We start from the raw sequence: 15,077 nt of genomic DNA, 5'->3' as shown, positions 1-15,077 counted from the left end.
ATCGCTATTTTCCCCTTACCCATTTATCGGAAAAATTAAAGTTACACTTGTTCCATTCTTATCGGATTTTATTTTGATTTTTCCGCCAAGAGATGCAGCCCGCTCTTCCATAATTTTTAATCCCGCATGACAGACGTTTTCTTTAACGGCATCAAAATTAAAACCGCATCCGTTATCGCATACCGATAAATTAAACGCGGAAGTTTGATCAATCATTTTTATTTCTATCCTGTCTGCCGTTCCGTGTTTGCAGGCATTTGCCAAAGCCTCTTGCAAAATTTTCAACATTTCGTACTTAATATTGGATGAAAAACTTTTTGCCTCTTCGCTGGCTTCGTAAACATCAATTTTGATTTTATAATTTTCCTCAAAAACCTTTGCATATTGTGAAATAAGCATTTTAAAGTCATCGGACAAATCCATTCTTGAAAGCCCTAAAATTTCACGGGTATCCCTAATCGCTTCATCGGTAAGAATAACAGCTTTTTTATGCTCTCCCTGCGAAAGGCAGATTTTTAATGCAGCAAGAGATTGGATTATACCATCGTGCAAATCACGGCTGAATGCTTTTTGAGTTTCTTGTTGTACATTTAAAATTTTTATCTGATTTTTCCAATCTTTTAGTTTAAGCTGCATTATAAAAATTGAAATAGAGGCAAGAAAAAAAGAGGCATAGGCAAAAGAATCAAAGCCCTTGTTTATAAATCTTGCTTTACCCCTATGTTCTTCAATATTTTTATATTGCCCGCTCTTAATCGCCTCCTCATACCTTACATCAAAAATTTTATCCGATACTTTTTTAAATCCGAAAGACAGACAAAATGAAAAAAAAGCGGCAAGTAAAAAAATATATTCAGCTTTTATTTTTAATTTATGAGCATTTGTCACTTCTTTCAAGGCGGACTTTCCGTATTTCCGTGCTATGGGTACTCTATTCCTCTCTCCTCGCGGAACGCTTAAGGAAATACTCCAATCACTTGCACATTTTTTATTCACCTGAAGATACATTCCATAAGCAATAAACGAAGCAATAGCCTTATCAACAATATTTAAAATAAAGCCGCCTGCAAGGTTTGAAATAATCACATTTTTAGTAACCAGATAAAGCCCCTGTTCTATTGCAGTAAGGTTATAATGATAAGCCGCTGCAAAAAGAGAGCCGAATATGCCATTTGTAACTGCGCTTAAAATTCCGCAAAGCATAAATGAATCCAAACTGAACTTTACTTCTCCACGCTTTTTTGCAAACTTGAATATAAAAAACGAACCGGCAGCCGTCATCAACTGACACAATATAAAAATCAGTTTAAGATGCCCAAACAAAAATAAAGTTCCGTTTGTAAGAATAGCAACCGCCAACGACGGCACAAGTCCGCCTACTGCCGCAACCGCAATAGTTGCAAAACTGTCCATATAAAGCGGAAAATCCATTTTGCTTGAAATAACTGAACCTGCAATATTTAACTGTGCGGCAAGTAAAATGAATACTGCAAGAAATATAAATTTTTTATAAGCTATTCTCTGTGAAAACATAAGTGTGTTATATCTCCCAAAATCGGCTCAATGAGTTGTCCATCTAACTTCCGCTTAACCTGCATTTGTGCCTTTGCCGGTGCGCATAGCAGCGGCAAAGTTGGCGCGAAAGTTGCGGTGCTGTATAGGCACTTTACGCAACTTTCGTGACAAAACAAATGTCAGGTTGAAGCGGGTGTTAGATTTCTTTAAAGTGCTTACTATTTTTTGCATATTCGCCCCTGAATCGACATCATTTCTACAAAGGCAATTCCGCCACAAGCCATTCACCGCTTTTTTTGTCTTTTTTCATAGTAACTTCGTCTTCACCTTCGTCAGTTTTGCCCTCATAGGAATATGCGATTTTTATCGTGTAAAAAGCGGTTGCGTCCCCCTTAAGCATAAATTTTTCAGGACTAATTGTAATGGAAATTGTATCGACTATTCCGTAGAACTGCGCATAAGCATCATTCATTTCGTCGACTAATATCTCATAAAATGTATTATTCACGATCAAATCATGCCAGTCGTCAGTTTGCTTAAAATAGCTGACAAAGAACGCGGCGAGTACAGCCGATGGGTCTTTTCTATCTTTCCAAGAATTACCACTCAAAGTCTTTCCTCCGTAAGTTGCAGTAACCTCTTTTCCATTCCGTACAACGATGAATGATTTTTCAGTGATGAGCGTGTTCTGCGCATACAAAACAGTTACTGTGAAAATCACCGCGGCTAGTCTGATGATGTGTTTCATCATTCCTCCTTAACTATTGATTAATATCTATTTGCATTATCAATTTTTTTCGCCTCGAAGAGGTCAATCTAACATTCGCTTAACCTGCATTTGCGGCTACTCCGCAATGTCAGGTTGAAGCGGGTGTTAGACACTTTTAGTTTATTTAATCGCTTATATTAACAATTGTGCTTTTAATTTTACACTATTTTGCTTTTTATTACTATATTTAATAAATAAACTTAAAATTTTATTATAAAGCTTTATTATTTACAAAACTAAACTTTTATAAATAATATTATCTTAAAATTATAAGCTTATTCTTAACAATTAGACTTTTTTTAACCTATACAGCTTTTCATCATTAAATTTAAAAAATCAACAATTTTACTATAAGGCTAAAATTTTATTTTACTTAGCAAATAATTATAATAATTACCATGACCGTCCGAAGGACTTTTATTTTGTTGATTTACTAAACGAGTTATAAAATCCCAAGATAAAACTTTATTTTTCCTTAACAAGTTAATTATTATAATTACCAGACCGTCCGAAGGACTTTTATTTGTTGTTTTCCTTAGCGAGTTTAAAACCCTCAGACGAAAGTTTTCTTTTCCTTAATCAAGTAAATATTATAATAAAACATAACTTTACTCAAAGAATCTAAGCTTTTAATTTGGATTTTACACTTTTATGTATTAAAAAATACACCCTATTTTTTTCAAAGTTGCAGTTAATTGTGCCGTTAGGCATCTGTCTAACATATATTATGCGTATCTTGATAATAAACCAAAAAAGAAGTTTTTTCAAGTATGGAAAGCGGGATATTTTTACTTAATTGGAGATAGTTAATTTTATTTAGCCTTTGCGAATCTCAAGAGAGAGCTTGTGTGTCTTTGCGTTCCTTGCGGTTAATTTTTGATTGGATTAACCGCTAAGATCGTTAAGGCCGCAAAGAATGTTGGATTTAATTTGTATATCATGCCTTTAATTAGACCTTGGTAATGTTTTTCGCACATTCTCTTAAAGTGCAACAAGGCTTGTCGCAATGTCAGGTTGAAGAAGAGTGTTAGGACAAAATTTTTAAACCGTATTTTTTATAATTTGTAATCTGATTATCAACAGATAAAAAATAGTAATCAGACTTTATTGATTGCCAAATCATAATTCTATCAAATGGATCTTTATGTTCTATTGGTAATTTATAAAAAGTAATTAGTTCATCGTTTTGAAAAGACCTGCATTTTAAAAAACTATTTTCTACTTCTGCGTAGAATTCTTCCGGTTTAATTCCATTTAGCGATAATTTTCCCATATTAAATTTTATTGATATTTCCCATAAACTAGCCTGACTATAAAAAACTTCATTTTCATCGGCTAATAATTTATTATAAACCGACCGAGATATTTTACTTGTATCAATAAATGACCATAATAAATAATGTGTATCTAATAGGATTTTCATAAATTAATAAACTCTTCATCCGTAATAGCCCAATTTTCACTAAATTCAACTGTTGCTTTCCCTTCCAATGTACCGAGTTTCCTCATTTTTATCCTTTTATACTCTTCAATTGGAACAATTACCGCTATTGTTTCTTTTTTTCGGCCAAATGCTATTCCGATTTCGTTACCTAATTCCACTTCTTTCAAAAGTGCAGAGAAATTTGTTCTTATTTTCGCTACGGACAATGTTTTCATATAAGTATAGTACCATATATGTATAACATAGTCAAGTTGTACATGTTTTAAGAAATGCTATTTCAATGTTACATAGCGTTTTCTTAATTTTACTCACCGCTACTCTATAATTAACCGTAAATAATTTTATCTATTTGTTACACCACAGGTGTCGTCCTATGTAAACTGCAACTGCCCTTTGAAAATCTCTTAATCTATGTTATAATGCAATCATAAAATGTCCGCAAGGTTCCGGCAAAGAAGAGGTGATTATTTTGAGTTTCTTAAATATTTTTAATAAAACAAATAGAAAGGTAATTCCGTTAGCTTATTATTTGGATTATGAGCAAGATGGAGAGTTCATTGAAGAAAATTATAATGATGTAACACTTGCGAATCCTGATGACTTTCCGGAAGATCTTTTTGAAAAAATAATAATTATGACAAAAAGACTGCACGAAATGGGTGTATATGAAGAAAAAGAGATTGTCAGATTTATCATTCCTAAAATGCTTGAAGCTCTTGAAACAGGCGGAATTTTGTCGGGTGTTTCCATATCGAGTTTTGATACGGCAGGTATTGTTTTCGGAGAAAATTATGCAGGCTGGATATATAAGGGCGAAACAAAAAAAAGGGATGAACTTTTTTATAGAGTGCCGTATCAGTTAATTTTTTATCATAGCAAAAAAGAAGATAACTATTTTATTTGTAAAACAAAAGACAGACTTGAATTAAGACAAAACAAAGTGTCCGTTACAAATTCGGAAAACAAAGAGCATATCATAAAAAATACAAAAAGTGTAAGCTTAACCGAAATAGAAATGAAAGAACTAAAAGCTTCGTTCTCTATATTATTTATGTATACCAAAATGAATATTTTATTGAAGATGAAAAAGCTCGGCTACTCGGCGTTTGCAGAAAAGATAGCGGAGTATTTTTGCACATCGGCAACAAAAGATGCATTTATATCCTGTGTCAATAAATATTTTTCTTTAAGTATATCGAAAGAAGATGAAAATAACTTTGTGTATGAAGATCGCTCCTTTAAGGAATTTTTATTAGAGCTTTTGATTAGAAACAATGAGAGTTCGCCCTTGAGCTCTTCCTATGCAGGTATTATTAAGTGGGCGGAAGAAAAAACCGGTATAAAAATCCGTCCTCAAAAAGAGTATGATGACCATATGGAATTTATACGATATCTTTCCGATGTTCTTGCAGCCAAAGGTTTCTATCTTTATTTTCTGATAAAGGAAGATGTTTTGCATAGGACTCATCTTTTAATTGGAAAACAAAAGCATATTTTTGAAAGCAATCCGAATTTCAGTTATGAAATTACAGCCCTTAGTGAGGATTTACTAGACCGCTATGCTGAAGATATTTCAATCGAAAGAAAAGTAAGAGAAAGCGCGAAAATCTTTTATCATATTATCGAAGTAGAAAATATAGATACTATGATGATGAACATTATAGGAAACCGAGTATTGGATTATGCACTTTTTCAAAATTATTATTTATCGGTAGTTTGTTCCGATGAAGACAGGGATATTTATGATATTTTGAGTGAACTTTTATCAAGATACGATATGCCCGATTTGATAAAACACGCATCCGATTGTGATAGTACATTGGATAATCTTTATTTTTCAGAATTTGAAGCTGTGAATCCCGTGGACAGGGCTATACTTTATGCAGGTTTAATCAGACAAAATAAAAAACTGTTGTATTCATTTGAAGCAGGCGATTATTTCTATCTTGGAATTATTGAAGATACTATCGAAACAAAAAAAAGTTTTATAAAATGCGTGAACAATCTTTTAGAAATGAAAGAAATTGAAAATTATGTTATCTATGATAGTGAAGATAAAGAATTGTCTGTAAATCTTCTTTCCGGAATGGACATAACAATAGACGGTAAACATGTTTATACACAAGAAGATCTAAAAGAAAAATTTTATAAAGAGAATGCAGAAAATATAAGCCAAGAAGAAGCTGATAAATATCTATCAAGAATTGCGATTAAAAAGCCTGAGGTTAAAATATGTGTTTCAAATTATGAGGAAGAACCGGAGTTTACAATAAAAGCGGAAAACGGGAAGTATTTTACAAATCTGGATTTGCTTTTTCAAATACACAAACAGTTGGTTGAAAAAATAGATTTCGCAAAAGTATTCGACGATAAGATATGTATTTCAAGTTTAAGGTTAAGTGTAGACAGAGATAAATACTATCTATTTTGCGATGCCGCATAGATGATGGACGATGATTATTTTGCGAATGATATTGAACTCGTATGCCGAATTGCAGGAGAACCGGATTGATAAACATATCCGGTTCTAAAAAATTAAGCTTCCGTCCAAGTTTTTCCGGCGTATTTCGGTTTCCGCTTTTGATCTTCCGTCATATCGAGGCCGAGGGTTCCGCCCGGATTCATTATGTTGTTCGGGTCGAAGTGTTTTTTTAAGGCCTTAAAGATTTCAAAATTGGTCTTGCCTATGGACTCTTCAACCCAGGCTGCCGTCATCTTGCCGACACCGTGATGGTGGCTCATGGCAGCCCCTGCCTTCATTATATTGTCGAAGATGCCGTACTGGTATTCTACATATTCTTCCTTATTTTTAAAAAGGCCTATAAAGATAAAGTAGAGGTTGGCTCCTTGAGGATAGGCATGGGAAAGATGGGTCATGCAGACCGTGTGAGGGCGGGATTTGGCAAATTTTCTTACTTCTTCGTGAACCCGAGGCATCATATCCCAGGTTACGCTGCATTCCATTGTGTCGATTATTACGCCGTAATCCTGCAAGGATTCCCTTAAATAGGGATCGGTAAAACGGCCGTGCTCCCAGCCGTCCACCGGTTTGCCGGTTAAGAAAAGTCCGCCGTTTTGTTTGCATATACGCTTTACCTTTTTGTAAAGCTGTTTTGAAAATTCCTTATCGCCTTCGCTCCAGCCTAAAAAGAGACAGCGTTTCATTGGCTTATATCCCATGAGGTTCATTGCGGTTTCTGCTATGGTGCCCTCTACTCCGTAGAGCTTTAAAACCATGTCGGTTTCTTCCGCATCCGAAAGCCTAAACACCGAAGGAAAGCCCGATTCGTTTTGCATAATCTCGCGGCAGGCCCTCATTCCGTCTTCCCAAGTTTTAAATATAAAGCTGAACTTTTTGCGGGTTTCAGGTCTGTATCTAAAAAAACGCAAGGTAACATTTGTAAGAATTCCAAAAGAGCCTTCGCTTCCCATCATAAGCTCATCGATATCGGGGCCGACGGCATGGGCGGGAAGTCCGTAGCTTTTAACTATACCGGCAGGAGTTACATAAGTTTGTTGAAATACAATGTCCTTTATGTTTCCGTAATAGGTGGAATTTTGGCCTGCTCCGCGAGTAACTACCCAGCCCCCCACGGAGGAGTACTCAAAGGATTGTGGGAAGTGTCCGCAGGTGTAGGCCATCCTTGCGTTGAATTCTTTTTGTGCATTGTTTAGGTGGGCTTCCAGTTGAGGACCCGACATTCCGGCTTGAACCGTGATTGTCTGGTCTACCTCATTGAAGGCTAAAACCTTGTTAAAGTTTTTACGCATATCGAGGGAGACGCCTCCCTTTACAGCCTCAACACCCCTTGTAACGGAAGAACCGCCTCCGTACACATAGAGGGGAATCTTATGTTCATTTGCATATTTTACGAGTTTAACGATTTGCTCATGATTGGAAGGGTATACAACAACATCGGCTATGTTTTCGAGGATGCCCTCACGGAGGCGATAGGCATCGTACATTGTTTTTCCGTAGGCGACAGATACCCTGTCCTTAACGGCTGTGCTTACATCTGCCTCTCCGAAAATTTCTTTTAGGGCCTCAATGTGTTTTTGTTCCAGGTTTACCGGAAGGCTTTCGGGCAGGGCTTCAAGCCCCTCAAAACGCTTTTGCTTAAAGGTCTCATCTCCGATGCCGAAGACGGTTTTCATATATTTATAAAGCCTTTCGTTAGGCTCCTTAAATTCTTCGGGGTCGCCCCACTTTGCCGCTTCTCTAAAAGAGCCCTTAGGCGGCGGTACCTGTTCCCAAACAGGCTTAAAATCCTTGTACTCGTATCTTTTTCCCATAGGTCATTCTCCTTTACCCGTTCATTTTTTTTGTTTCGGGATAATTTGTTACTCTTTGAATATCCTTGTAAATATCTTTTAATGCAGGATATATTTTTTTGTATACGCCGAAGAGACCGTCATAAAGGGAGCGGTGCTCGGGGTTCGGTATAAATTCTTTTTCGTATAAGACCATTTCTTTTACGGCATCTTCGATTGAAGCATACTCGCCTATTCCGGCTGCCGTTATGATTGCAGCTCCGAGGGAGGAAGCTTCCGCCGTTTTTCCCCGTACAAGGGGGCGGTTTAGGATGTCTGCGGTAATCTGACAGATAGCATCACTTTGGGATGCTCCCCCCGAAGCGGCAACTTTTTCACATCTCAACCTTCCCTTGGCTTCGATTAATTCCAAGCCTTCACGCAAAGAGTAGGCAAGACCTTCGATTATAGCCCTGTATAGGTCATCTCTCCCGTGAACATCTCCGAATCCTATGATGCTCCCCTTTGCATAACGGTCAAAGACGCTTGCTCCCCAGTAGGGCTGGAGCATAAGCCCTCTTCCGCCCGGCGGAGAAGCATGTAAAAGCTTATCCAAAATAACTTCAGGTATTATACCCTTAGATTCGGCGAGCTTACATTCTTCTTTGCCGAGCTCTTCCTTAAACCAGCTTATCATCCAATAGCCGCGGAAGATTTCCAATTCCGAAAGCCATGTATCGGGAAGAATGCCGCAGTAGGCAGGAAAGAGTTTTTTATATTCAAAGTATTTTTTTGAGCAGACTTCGATTGTGGCGGTTGTGCCGAAACTTAAAGAGGCCAGAGATGAATCTACTACGCCCGCTCCAATAGTTTCACAAGCCTTGTCGCTTCCGCAAGCAACAAGGGGAATATCTTGAGGGAGTCCCAATTCTTTTGAAACTCCATCCGTTAGGGTGCCGATTATTTTTCCGCTTTCGGTAAGGTCATGCCGTTTTTCGTTTTCCAGGGGCATAAGTTTTTCTTCGATCGAATGTTTTTTTGCCCACGCTCTTTTTCGATTCACGAATGGAACATAACCGACCATCGAGGAGACGGCATCGCAGGCCTTTCCGGTCAGCTTATAAATAAACCAGCCTGAAAGAAAAAACATCTTCCATGTTTTGTCCCAGATTTTAGGTTCGTTTTCTCGAAGCCAATTCATCTTACAATTTGACTGAACTGTAACTATAGGATCGTAAACTCCGGCTGCATGAAACGCTGTTCGTACAAGAAAGTTGGGATGATAGGGGCCTCGGGCTGTCCTGTTGTCGAGCCATACAATTGCGGGACGCAAAACCTTTCCGTCCTTATCGACCAGAACTGTAGTAGCCCTCATTGAAGAAACTCCCATTCCTGCAATGTTTGCAAAAGCATCCGGTGCCTTGTTTTTAAGACCGGCAAGACTTTCTTTTAGAGCATTCCAATAAACTTCTGTATCCTGCTCGGCCCATGCAGGTTGTGGGCTTGTGTGGGGTTTATAGGAAATACGGCTTGCCGCCAAGATATTCCCCTTTAAGTCAAAGAGCATTGTGCGTAAACTTTGAGTGCCGCAATCAATTGTTAAGAGGGTTTTCATAAGGAACTTCCTGCTGCGATTAAATCGGCTCCGCTTTCGGCAAAGTTTTTTACGATTATGTCTCCGGGCTTTTTTGAAGAGTCCGTTTTAAGTTTCCTGATAAGGTGCATGTATTCTGCAAAATTTTTTAAGGGAACTTCTTTGCTTGTTTTTACGGGAAGTCTCGGGAAGCCTTCTACCGAAGAAGCTATCGTGCTTGTAAGAATTCTCATAGGACATACAGCCTCGGCTTTTCCGTAGGAAAGACCCTTGGGGCATTTATTGCCTGTAACGCTGATCTTTTCGCCTTCGATTTTTACGCTCAGTCGGCAGCCTCGCGGGCAGGCTGTGCAGATAAGGTTTTTAGTTTCCATTATTGACCCCCTTATTTTCCGATGAAGATTCGCTTAAAACTATTTCAAGCTTTTTTGCCCCTCTTAATTTTTCGCAAGGCAAAATAAAGCGCTCCATTTCGGGAGGTTTAAGCTCTTCATATTTGCGCTCAAAGACGGTTTTGCTGCCGGTCTTAGATTCCGCCTTAGGACTGTCTTCAAGGCAGGATTGAAGGCTCACTGTAACATTTTGCATTTCTTCTGCGGCTCTAAAATAAAAGATGATAGAGCCCTCTGCCTCTGTGTCGATCTTTTGCGGAACAACATAGAGGATTTTTCCTCTGATATTTAAGGGTAAAAGTTTTTCCGCCCCGGTGCTAATATTTAAAGGGCAAGTTTTTTCTTCCCCGGCCCCCATGTTTAAAGCAAAATTGGCAGCGGCTTCTCCCGCAATTTTTCCCGATTCGGAAACATAATCGACAAGGTCATTTACATGCAGGGCGTTTCCGCAAGAAAAGAGACCCGCAATTTCCGTGTGCATAAATTGATCTACGATTGGACCCTTTGTTCTTCCGTCTATAGGAACATTGAGGCTTGACAGTATATCGTTTTCGGGGATGAGACCTACGCTTAAAATCAGGGTGTCGCAGGGAATTCTTTTTTCGGTGCCTGCAATCGGATGCATATTTTTATCCACTTGGGCAATCTTTACGCCCTCGACCCGCTCCCTGCCTTCGATCTCAATAACTGTTGTTGATAGATGAAGGGGTATGCCGTAGTCGTCAAGACACTGCACGATGTTTCGGCTGAGACCTGAGGGGCCGGGTTTGATTTCGTAGACCCCCTCTACCTTTGCACCTTCAAGGGTGAGTCGGCGGGCCATTATAAGACCTATGTCTCCGGAGCCTAGGATTACGCATTTTTTCCCGGGCATAAACCCATGAAGGTTTATAAGGGCCTGTGCCTGTCCTGCCGTAAAAATACCTGCGGGTCTATCCCCATGAATGTTTACCTGCCTGTCCGTCCTTTCACGGCAGCCCATAGCTGTAACAAGACTCCTTGCTTTAAGCCCAAAAATTCCATATTCGGGACTTGTAAATTCCATACAAAAAAAATCGTCTTCTTTTTTTAGCTTGGTTAAAAAGGTAAAAAGAAAAATATCTATATTCTCTTTTGCCTCGACCATCTCCTTATAACGCCATGCATATTCAGGTCCGGTAAGCCTTTCCTTAAAACGGATTAGACCGAAGCCGTCATGAATGCACTGCTTTAAGATGCCGCCTATCTGCCCTTCTCTTTCGATGAGGGCAATTTTTAGCTTAGGATTTTTTTCTGAGGCGGCCAAGGCTGCCGCCATTCCGGCAGGGCCACCGCCTATAACGATGATGTCATAATCGGTAAGTGCGAGTTGTTTCATTTGAAGCTATGATAATACGGGAAGTAATATCTGTCAAGGACATAGTATTTGAATCAAGACATTGACAGATTTTTTTTATTGTGTTATAATAATTTTATTATGAACAATATTACCCGATAGGGCATTTAAAAGCCTTAGTGATATTAAACAAATATCATAAACCGCAAAAACACATTCTCTTTCTTAAAAAGAATTAATTTGAACTTGTGTTGCTTTGTAGTTTTTATTCATGGAGGGTAATATTGTATGAAAAAAAATAGAATCATAACATTTTTAACAATTCCTTTTAAAATAAGCCCGTCTTATTTTTTTATTAAGTTTTTTCAATTAATTTTTAACGGCTTTTATCCGCTTTTAGAAGTTTTAGCTTTTACTTTTTTGACGGATAGTGTGATAGAACTTAAAAAAGGCGGAGAAATCGAATGGCAAATAGGTTTAGCAGTCATATTATTTTTCTCGCTTATCTTTTTTAATTATTTTTTTGATCTTTTTATAAGACGTATTAGCTATAAGCAGGTAAAAAAGATAAATCTAGCGTTAGAAACCGGATTTATAAGCAAAATAAGCAGATTGGAATATTATTATATTGAAAACGGTGAACTGTACGATAAAATTAATTTAATAAAAAAAGAAATTTTAAAAGGCTTTATTCAAAAACATAATCAACTGCTTTCTATATTTAAAATTTTATTTCAACTAATATCAATTATAATAATTGTATTCTCGGTTATGGGGATAAAGGGACTTATTATTTTGGCGGGCATTGCTGCCGTTATCTTAATTTCAGATTATAACGGGAAAAAGAATTACACTCAAAAAAAAGAAGATGCTTTTTTAGACCGCATGTGCGATTATTATTCCGATATTCTTTGTCAAGGTGAATTCGGACAAGAAAAATTAATTTATAATTACGGCGATGCTCTAAATAATAAATACCGTAAACTGAATAAAACTTTAATTCAACATGAAAAAAAGACAAAGTTAAAAAATATTTTGCGCTTGGAGTCATCAAGTTTTTTAACAATGCTTATTTTTATTTATTTTTTAATTGAGCTTTCATTAAAAGTAAAATCAAATCTTATTTCTATCGGTTTTTTAATCGCAAGTATAAAACAATTATCATCTTTTTTAAATATAATCCGTTGGGATCTATATTCTGTTCTCGAAATAAAATCGGAATTATCGAATTACTTAAAAGATTTTAACGAATTTGAATCATTTAACGAAGTAGAAAATAATGAAGCTGTTTTTATTGATAAGATTAAAAGTTTAAATATAAAAAAATTAAGCTTTGCTTATCCTTATTCACAGAAAATAATTTTGCATGATATTAACTATGATTTTCAATTAAATAAATCTTATGCAATTGTAGGGGAAAACGGCTGCGGTAAAACAACATTTATAAAACTTCTTTTAGGCCTTTATAAAAATTATTCGGGTGAGATTTTATTAAATGGTAATGAATTAAAAACATTAAGTTCTAAATCCATATCCGAACATTTTGCTGCCGTATTCCAAGATTACGGTAAATACTATTTAAACTTAATTGAAAATATACAAATAGGTAATCCAAAAGCGTCCATATCGGAAATTCAAAATGCTGTCAATTTATTTTCATTAAACGGAATTGATACGGAATTTGTTTTGAGAAAAGGGGATGATAAATCGGTAAATCTTTCGGGAGGACAATGGCAAAATATTGCGATGGCTAGAAATTTTATAAGCAATGCAAAGATAGTTATCTTTGATGAGCCGACTGCCGCTTTAAGTCCATCGCAAGAATCTAAAATTTATAGTTTTTTAAAAGATATAATAAAAAACAAAACGGCTGTTTTTATAAGTCATCGACTGGGCATTACTCCGCTTGTAGATAAAATAATAGTATTAAAGGATGGAACTATTGCTGAATCTGGTTCACATAATGATTTAATTCAAAAAAACGGAATTTATGCTCAAATGTACAATACACAAAAGGAGTTATATTCATGAAGTTAAGTTTAATAAAAATGTCTGTTTTAAATTCTCTGCGTGCAGGGAAAGCATATTTTGTTTTTACCATATTTGTATCAATCATTGACGGATTGAGTTTTGGTTTTGTAACAAAGGCAACATTCAACTTTTTTTCGTATCTTGAAAGTTCAAATTCTCAAATGTTTGATAAAATGTTTCTTTTACATTTAAGTATTTTTGTTTTTTCAATTGCTTTTAATTTTTTCATTAACGGATTTATAAATTACCTTATTGAAATAAATGCAAAAAAAGTTTCAGGCTATGTTAATTTTTTACTGCATAAAAAATTAGTCCGTAAGCCTCTTATTTTCTTTGATTCGGCTCATAATATTGAAAGATCAAATTTAGCTAGAGAAGGAGCTTTTATTTCAGGTTATGTTGCAATGATAATTGTTATGACCTTTACTTCTACAATACCTGCAATAGTGTCAATGTCATATTATTTATTTACGTTTGATATTATATTAGGCTTTAGTTTTCTTGCAATAATTATTCCCAATTTTATTATATTTAAGTATCAGCTTTTAAATTATGAAAATGAAACGGATGCCTTGGCTCAAGCCCGTCATAGAAAGTCTTATACCGAAAAAATGATTATTTCAAAAGAATTTTTTAAAGAAACCAGAACCTTGAATATAGTTTCATTTTTATTAAAAAAATATAAAAAAATTTCTGAAGATGTAGAAGATCTTCACATTGATATTAAAAAACAAAACTTAAAAATAGATTTAAAAGTAAAGAGTTTGAATTTTATCTTTTATTTTTTGCTTTTTGGATATTCAATATATTTGGTATTTAGCCAAAAAATTTCAATCGCAAGTTTTGGAACCGTTTTTGCAACATCAGGAACTCTTATTTTTATTATTGAGAATATATTCGATAATGATTTTTCCGTAATACGCGATGCAGGTGCAGAACTTAAAGCTCTTGAAGTTTTGATAAATGAAACCGAAAAGCAAAAACATGAAGTAAAAATTACTGAACCGCCTGAAATTGAAGTAAAAAATATTTGCTTCTCTTATCCCGATTCCGAAATGGAAGTTTTGCATAATTTAAATTTTGTAATTCCTAAAGGGACAACTCTTGCTATTGTAGGAGAAAACGGATCAGGTAAAACAACTCTTTCAAAATTACTCTTAGGCTTGTATGAACCTTCAAAGGGCCGTATTATGATTAACGGTAAAAATACCGCCGATAATTGTTTTTTACAAGGCATTTCTTCATTAAGTCAAAATTTTATTACGTATAACGCAAGTTTAAAAGAAAATATTGAAATATCGGATCTTCGAAAAAAAGACGATAAAAAAATAGATAATCTTTTAGACTGTCTGACAATGAACGGAAAAAAGAAAGCTATAGATAAAAATACTATGCTTGGGCCTGAGTTTAACGGAACGGCTCTCTCGAAAGGACAAGAACAATGCTTGGCTCTTGCCCGCTCTTTATATCCCGATTCTTATTTTATTTGTCTTGATGAACCGACCTCAGCTTTAGATCCCGAAGCCGAAGCTTTTATAATTTCAACTATGCAAAAAATAGTAGAAAATAAAACGGCTATTGTAATTACGCATCGGTTGGCTTTGGCAAAAAAGGCAGACCTTATCCTATTTTTAAAAAAAGGTGAAATGACGGAGTTCGGCGATTTTGACTCTCTTATGAAAAAAAAGGGCGAGTTTTATAATCTTTTTCAAGGTCAATCAAAATGGTATGTTTAAATATATAATTGGGCATCTCTAAAAACCTTG

General features: G+C 35.9%; 12 protein-coding genes. 3 read left to right on the top strand and 9 right to left on the bottom strand.

Features of this window, described 5'->3' with window-relative positions; all coding sequences use genetic code 11:
* Window positions 1–15: 15 nt before the first annotated feature.
* From E4O01_RS13360 to E4O01_RS13340, 5 genes are all read right to left on the bottom strand, one after another.
* Window positions 16–1,533: a sensor histidine kinase gene (locus tag E4O01_RS13360; protein ID WP_253692715.1), complete on the bottom strand. Its 1,518-nt coding sequence runs from the start codon at window positions 1,531–1,533 to the stop codon at window positions 16–18.
* 54 nt (window positions 1,534–1,587) lie between these two features.
* The gene (locus E4O01_RS13355) at window positions 1,588–1,746 is read right to left on the bottom strand and encodes a hypothetical protein (protein WP_253692713.1); all 159 of its coding nucleotides are present in this window, start codon (window positions 1,744–1,746) and stop codon (window positions 1,588–1,590) included.
* 25 nt (window positions 1,747–1,771) lie between these two features.
* Complete coding sequence (locus E4O01_RS13350) at window positions 1,772–2,266, bottom strand: hypothetical protein (RefSeq protein WP_253692712.1); 495 nt, start codon at window positions 2,264–2,266, stop codon at window positions 1,772–1,774.
* Window positions 2,267–3,311: 1,045 nt separating this feature from the next.
* Entirely contained in the window at window positions 3,312–3,707 is a 396-nt protein-coding gene (locus E4O01_RS13345; RefSeq protein WP_253686340.1) for a type II toxin-antitoxin system VapC family toxin, read from the bottom strand.
* Window positions 3,704–3,943 carry a type II toxin-antitoxin system Phd/YefM family antitoxin gene (locus E4O01_RS13340; protein ID WP_253677608.1) on the bottom strand — a complete coding sequence of 80 codons (240 nt, stop codon included), beginning with the start codon at window positions 3,941–3,943 and terminating at the stop codon, window positions 3,704–3,706. The genes E4O01_RS13345 and E4O01_RS13340 overlap by 4 nt, the downstream gene beginning before the upstream one ends.
* A gap of 254 nt (window positions 3,944–4,197) precedes the next feature.
* Between E4O01_RS13340 and E4O01_RS13335 the strand changes: the two genes are divergently transcribed.
* The gene (locus E4O01_RS13335) at window positions 4,198–6,171 is read left to right on the top strand and encodes a hypothetical protein (RefSeq protein ID WP_253692710.1); all 1,974 of its coding nucleotides are present in this window, start codon (window positions 4,198–4,200) and stop codon (window positions 6,169–6,171) included.
* Window positions 6,172–6,263: 92 nt separating this feature from the next.
* Here the strand turns inward: E4O01_RS13335 and E4O01_RS13330 are convergent, their stop codons facing one another.
* Genes E4O01_RS13330 through E4O01_RS13315 form a run of 4 tightly spaced genes read right to left on the bottom strand, consistent with a single transcriptional unit; the run spans window position 6,264 to window position 11,322 of the window.
* Complete coding sequence (locus E4O01_RS13330; RefSeq protein WP_253692709.1) at window positions 6,264–8,021, bottom strand: FAD-binding oxidoreductase; 1,758 nt, start codon at window positions 8,019–8,021, stop codon at window positions 6,264–6,266.
* A 13-nt stretch (window positions 8,022–8,034) separates the two neighbouring features.
* Entirely contained in the window at window positions 8,035–9,594 is a 1,560-nt protein-coding gene (locus E4O01_RS13325; RefSeq protein WP_253692707.1) for an FGGY-family carbohydrate kinase, read from the bottom strand.
* Entirely contained in the window at window positions 9,591–9,947 is a 357-nt protein-coding gene (locus tag E4O01_RS13320; protein ID WP_253692705.1) for a DUF1667 domain-containing protein, read from the bottom strand. The genes E4O01_RS13325 and E4O01_RS13320 overlap by 4 nt, the downstream gene beginning before the upstream one ends.
* On the bottom strand, window positions 9,937–11,322 hold the full coding sequence (locus tag E4O01_RS13315; protein WP_253692703.1) for an NAD(P)/FAD-dependent oxidoreductase: 1,386 nt from the start codon (window positions 11,320–11,322) through the stop codon (window positions 9,937–9,939). Before E4O01_RS13315 ends, E4O01_RS13320 begins: the two co-directional genes overlap by 11 nt.
* A 246-nt stretch (window positions 11,323–11,568) precedes the next feature.
* On the opposite strand from E4O01_RS13315, the gene E4O01_RS13310 reads away from it, so the two are divergent.
* Together E4O01_RS13310 and E4O01_RS13305 are read left to right on the top strand one after the other, a co-directional pair.
* Window positions 11,569–13,311 carry an ATP-binding cassette domain-containing protein gene (locus tag E4O01_RS13310; RefSeq protein WP_253692702.1) on the top strand — a complete coding sequence of 581 codons (1,743 nt, stop codon included), beginning with the start codon at window positions 11,569–11,571 and terminating at the stop codon, window positions 13,309–13,311.
* Entirely contained in the window at window positions 13,308–15,047 is a 1,740-nt protein-coding gene (locus E4O01_RS13305; protein WP_253692701.1) for an ATP-binding cassette domain-containing protein, read from the top strand. The genes E4O01_RS13310 and E4O01_RS13305 overlap by 4 nt, the downstream gene beginning before the upstream one ends.
* Window positions 15,048–15,077 lie beyond the last annotated feature (30 nt).

This window comes from Treponema sp. OMZ 790 (assembly GCF_024181285.1).
Lineage (GTDB): Bacteria > Spirochaetota > Spirochaetia > Treponematales > Treponemataceae > Treponema_B.
This window is presented reverse-complemented; position numbering and strand designations above follow the sequence as displayed.

Bases quoted from the DNA above. Each gene is read 5' to 3' on its own strand.
- E4O01_RS13360 (WP_253692715.1), bottom strand. From the start codon at position 1,533: ATGTTTTCACAGAGAATAGCTTATAAAAAATTTATATTTCTTGCAGTA.
- E4O01_RS13355 (WP_253692713.1), bottom strand. From the start codon at position 1,746: ATGCAAAAAATAGTAAGCACTTTAAAGAAATCTAACACCCGCTTCAAC.
- E4O01_RS13350 (WP_253692712.1), bottom strand. From the start codon at position 2,266: ATGATGAAACACATCATCAGACTAGCCGCGGTGATTTTCACAGTAACT.
- E4O01_RS13345 (WP_253686340.1), bottom strand. From the start codon at position 3,707: ATGAAAATCCTATTAGATACACATTATTTATTATGGTCATTTATTGAT.
- E4O01_RS13340 (WP_253677608.1), bottom strand. From the start codon at position 3,943: ATGAAAACATTGTCCGTAGCGAAAATAAGAACAAATTTCTCTGCACTT.
- E4O01_RS13330 (WP_253692709.1), bottom strand. From the start codon at position 8,021: ATGGGAAAAAGATACGAGTACAAGGATTTTAAGCCTGTTTGGGAACAG.
- E4O01_RS13325 (WP_253692707.1), bottom strand. From the start codon at position 9,594: ATGAAAACCCTCTTAACAATTGATTGCGGCACTCAAAGTTTACGCACA.
- E4O01_RS13320 (WP_253692705.1), bottom strand. From the start codon at position 9,947: ATGGAAACTAAAAACCTTATCTGCACAGCCTGCCCGCGAGGCTGCCGA.
- E4O01_RS13315 (WP_253692703.1), bottom strand. From the start codon at position 11,322: ATGAAACAACTCGCACTTACCGATTATGACATCATCGTTATAGGCGGT.
- E4O01_RS13310 (WP_253692702.1), top strand. From the start codon at position 11,569: ATGAAAAAAAATAGAATCATAACATTTTTAACAATTCCTTTTAAAATA.
- E4O01_RS13305 (WP_253692701.1), top strand. From the start codon at position 13,308: ATGAAGTTAAGTTTAATAAAAATGTCTGTTTTAAATTCTCTGCGTGCA.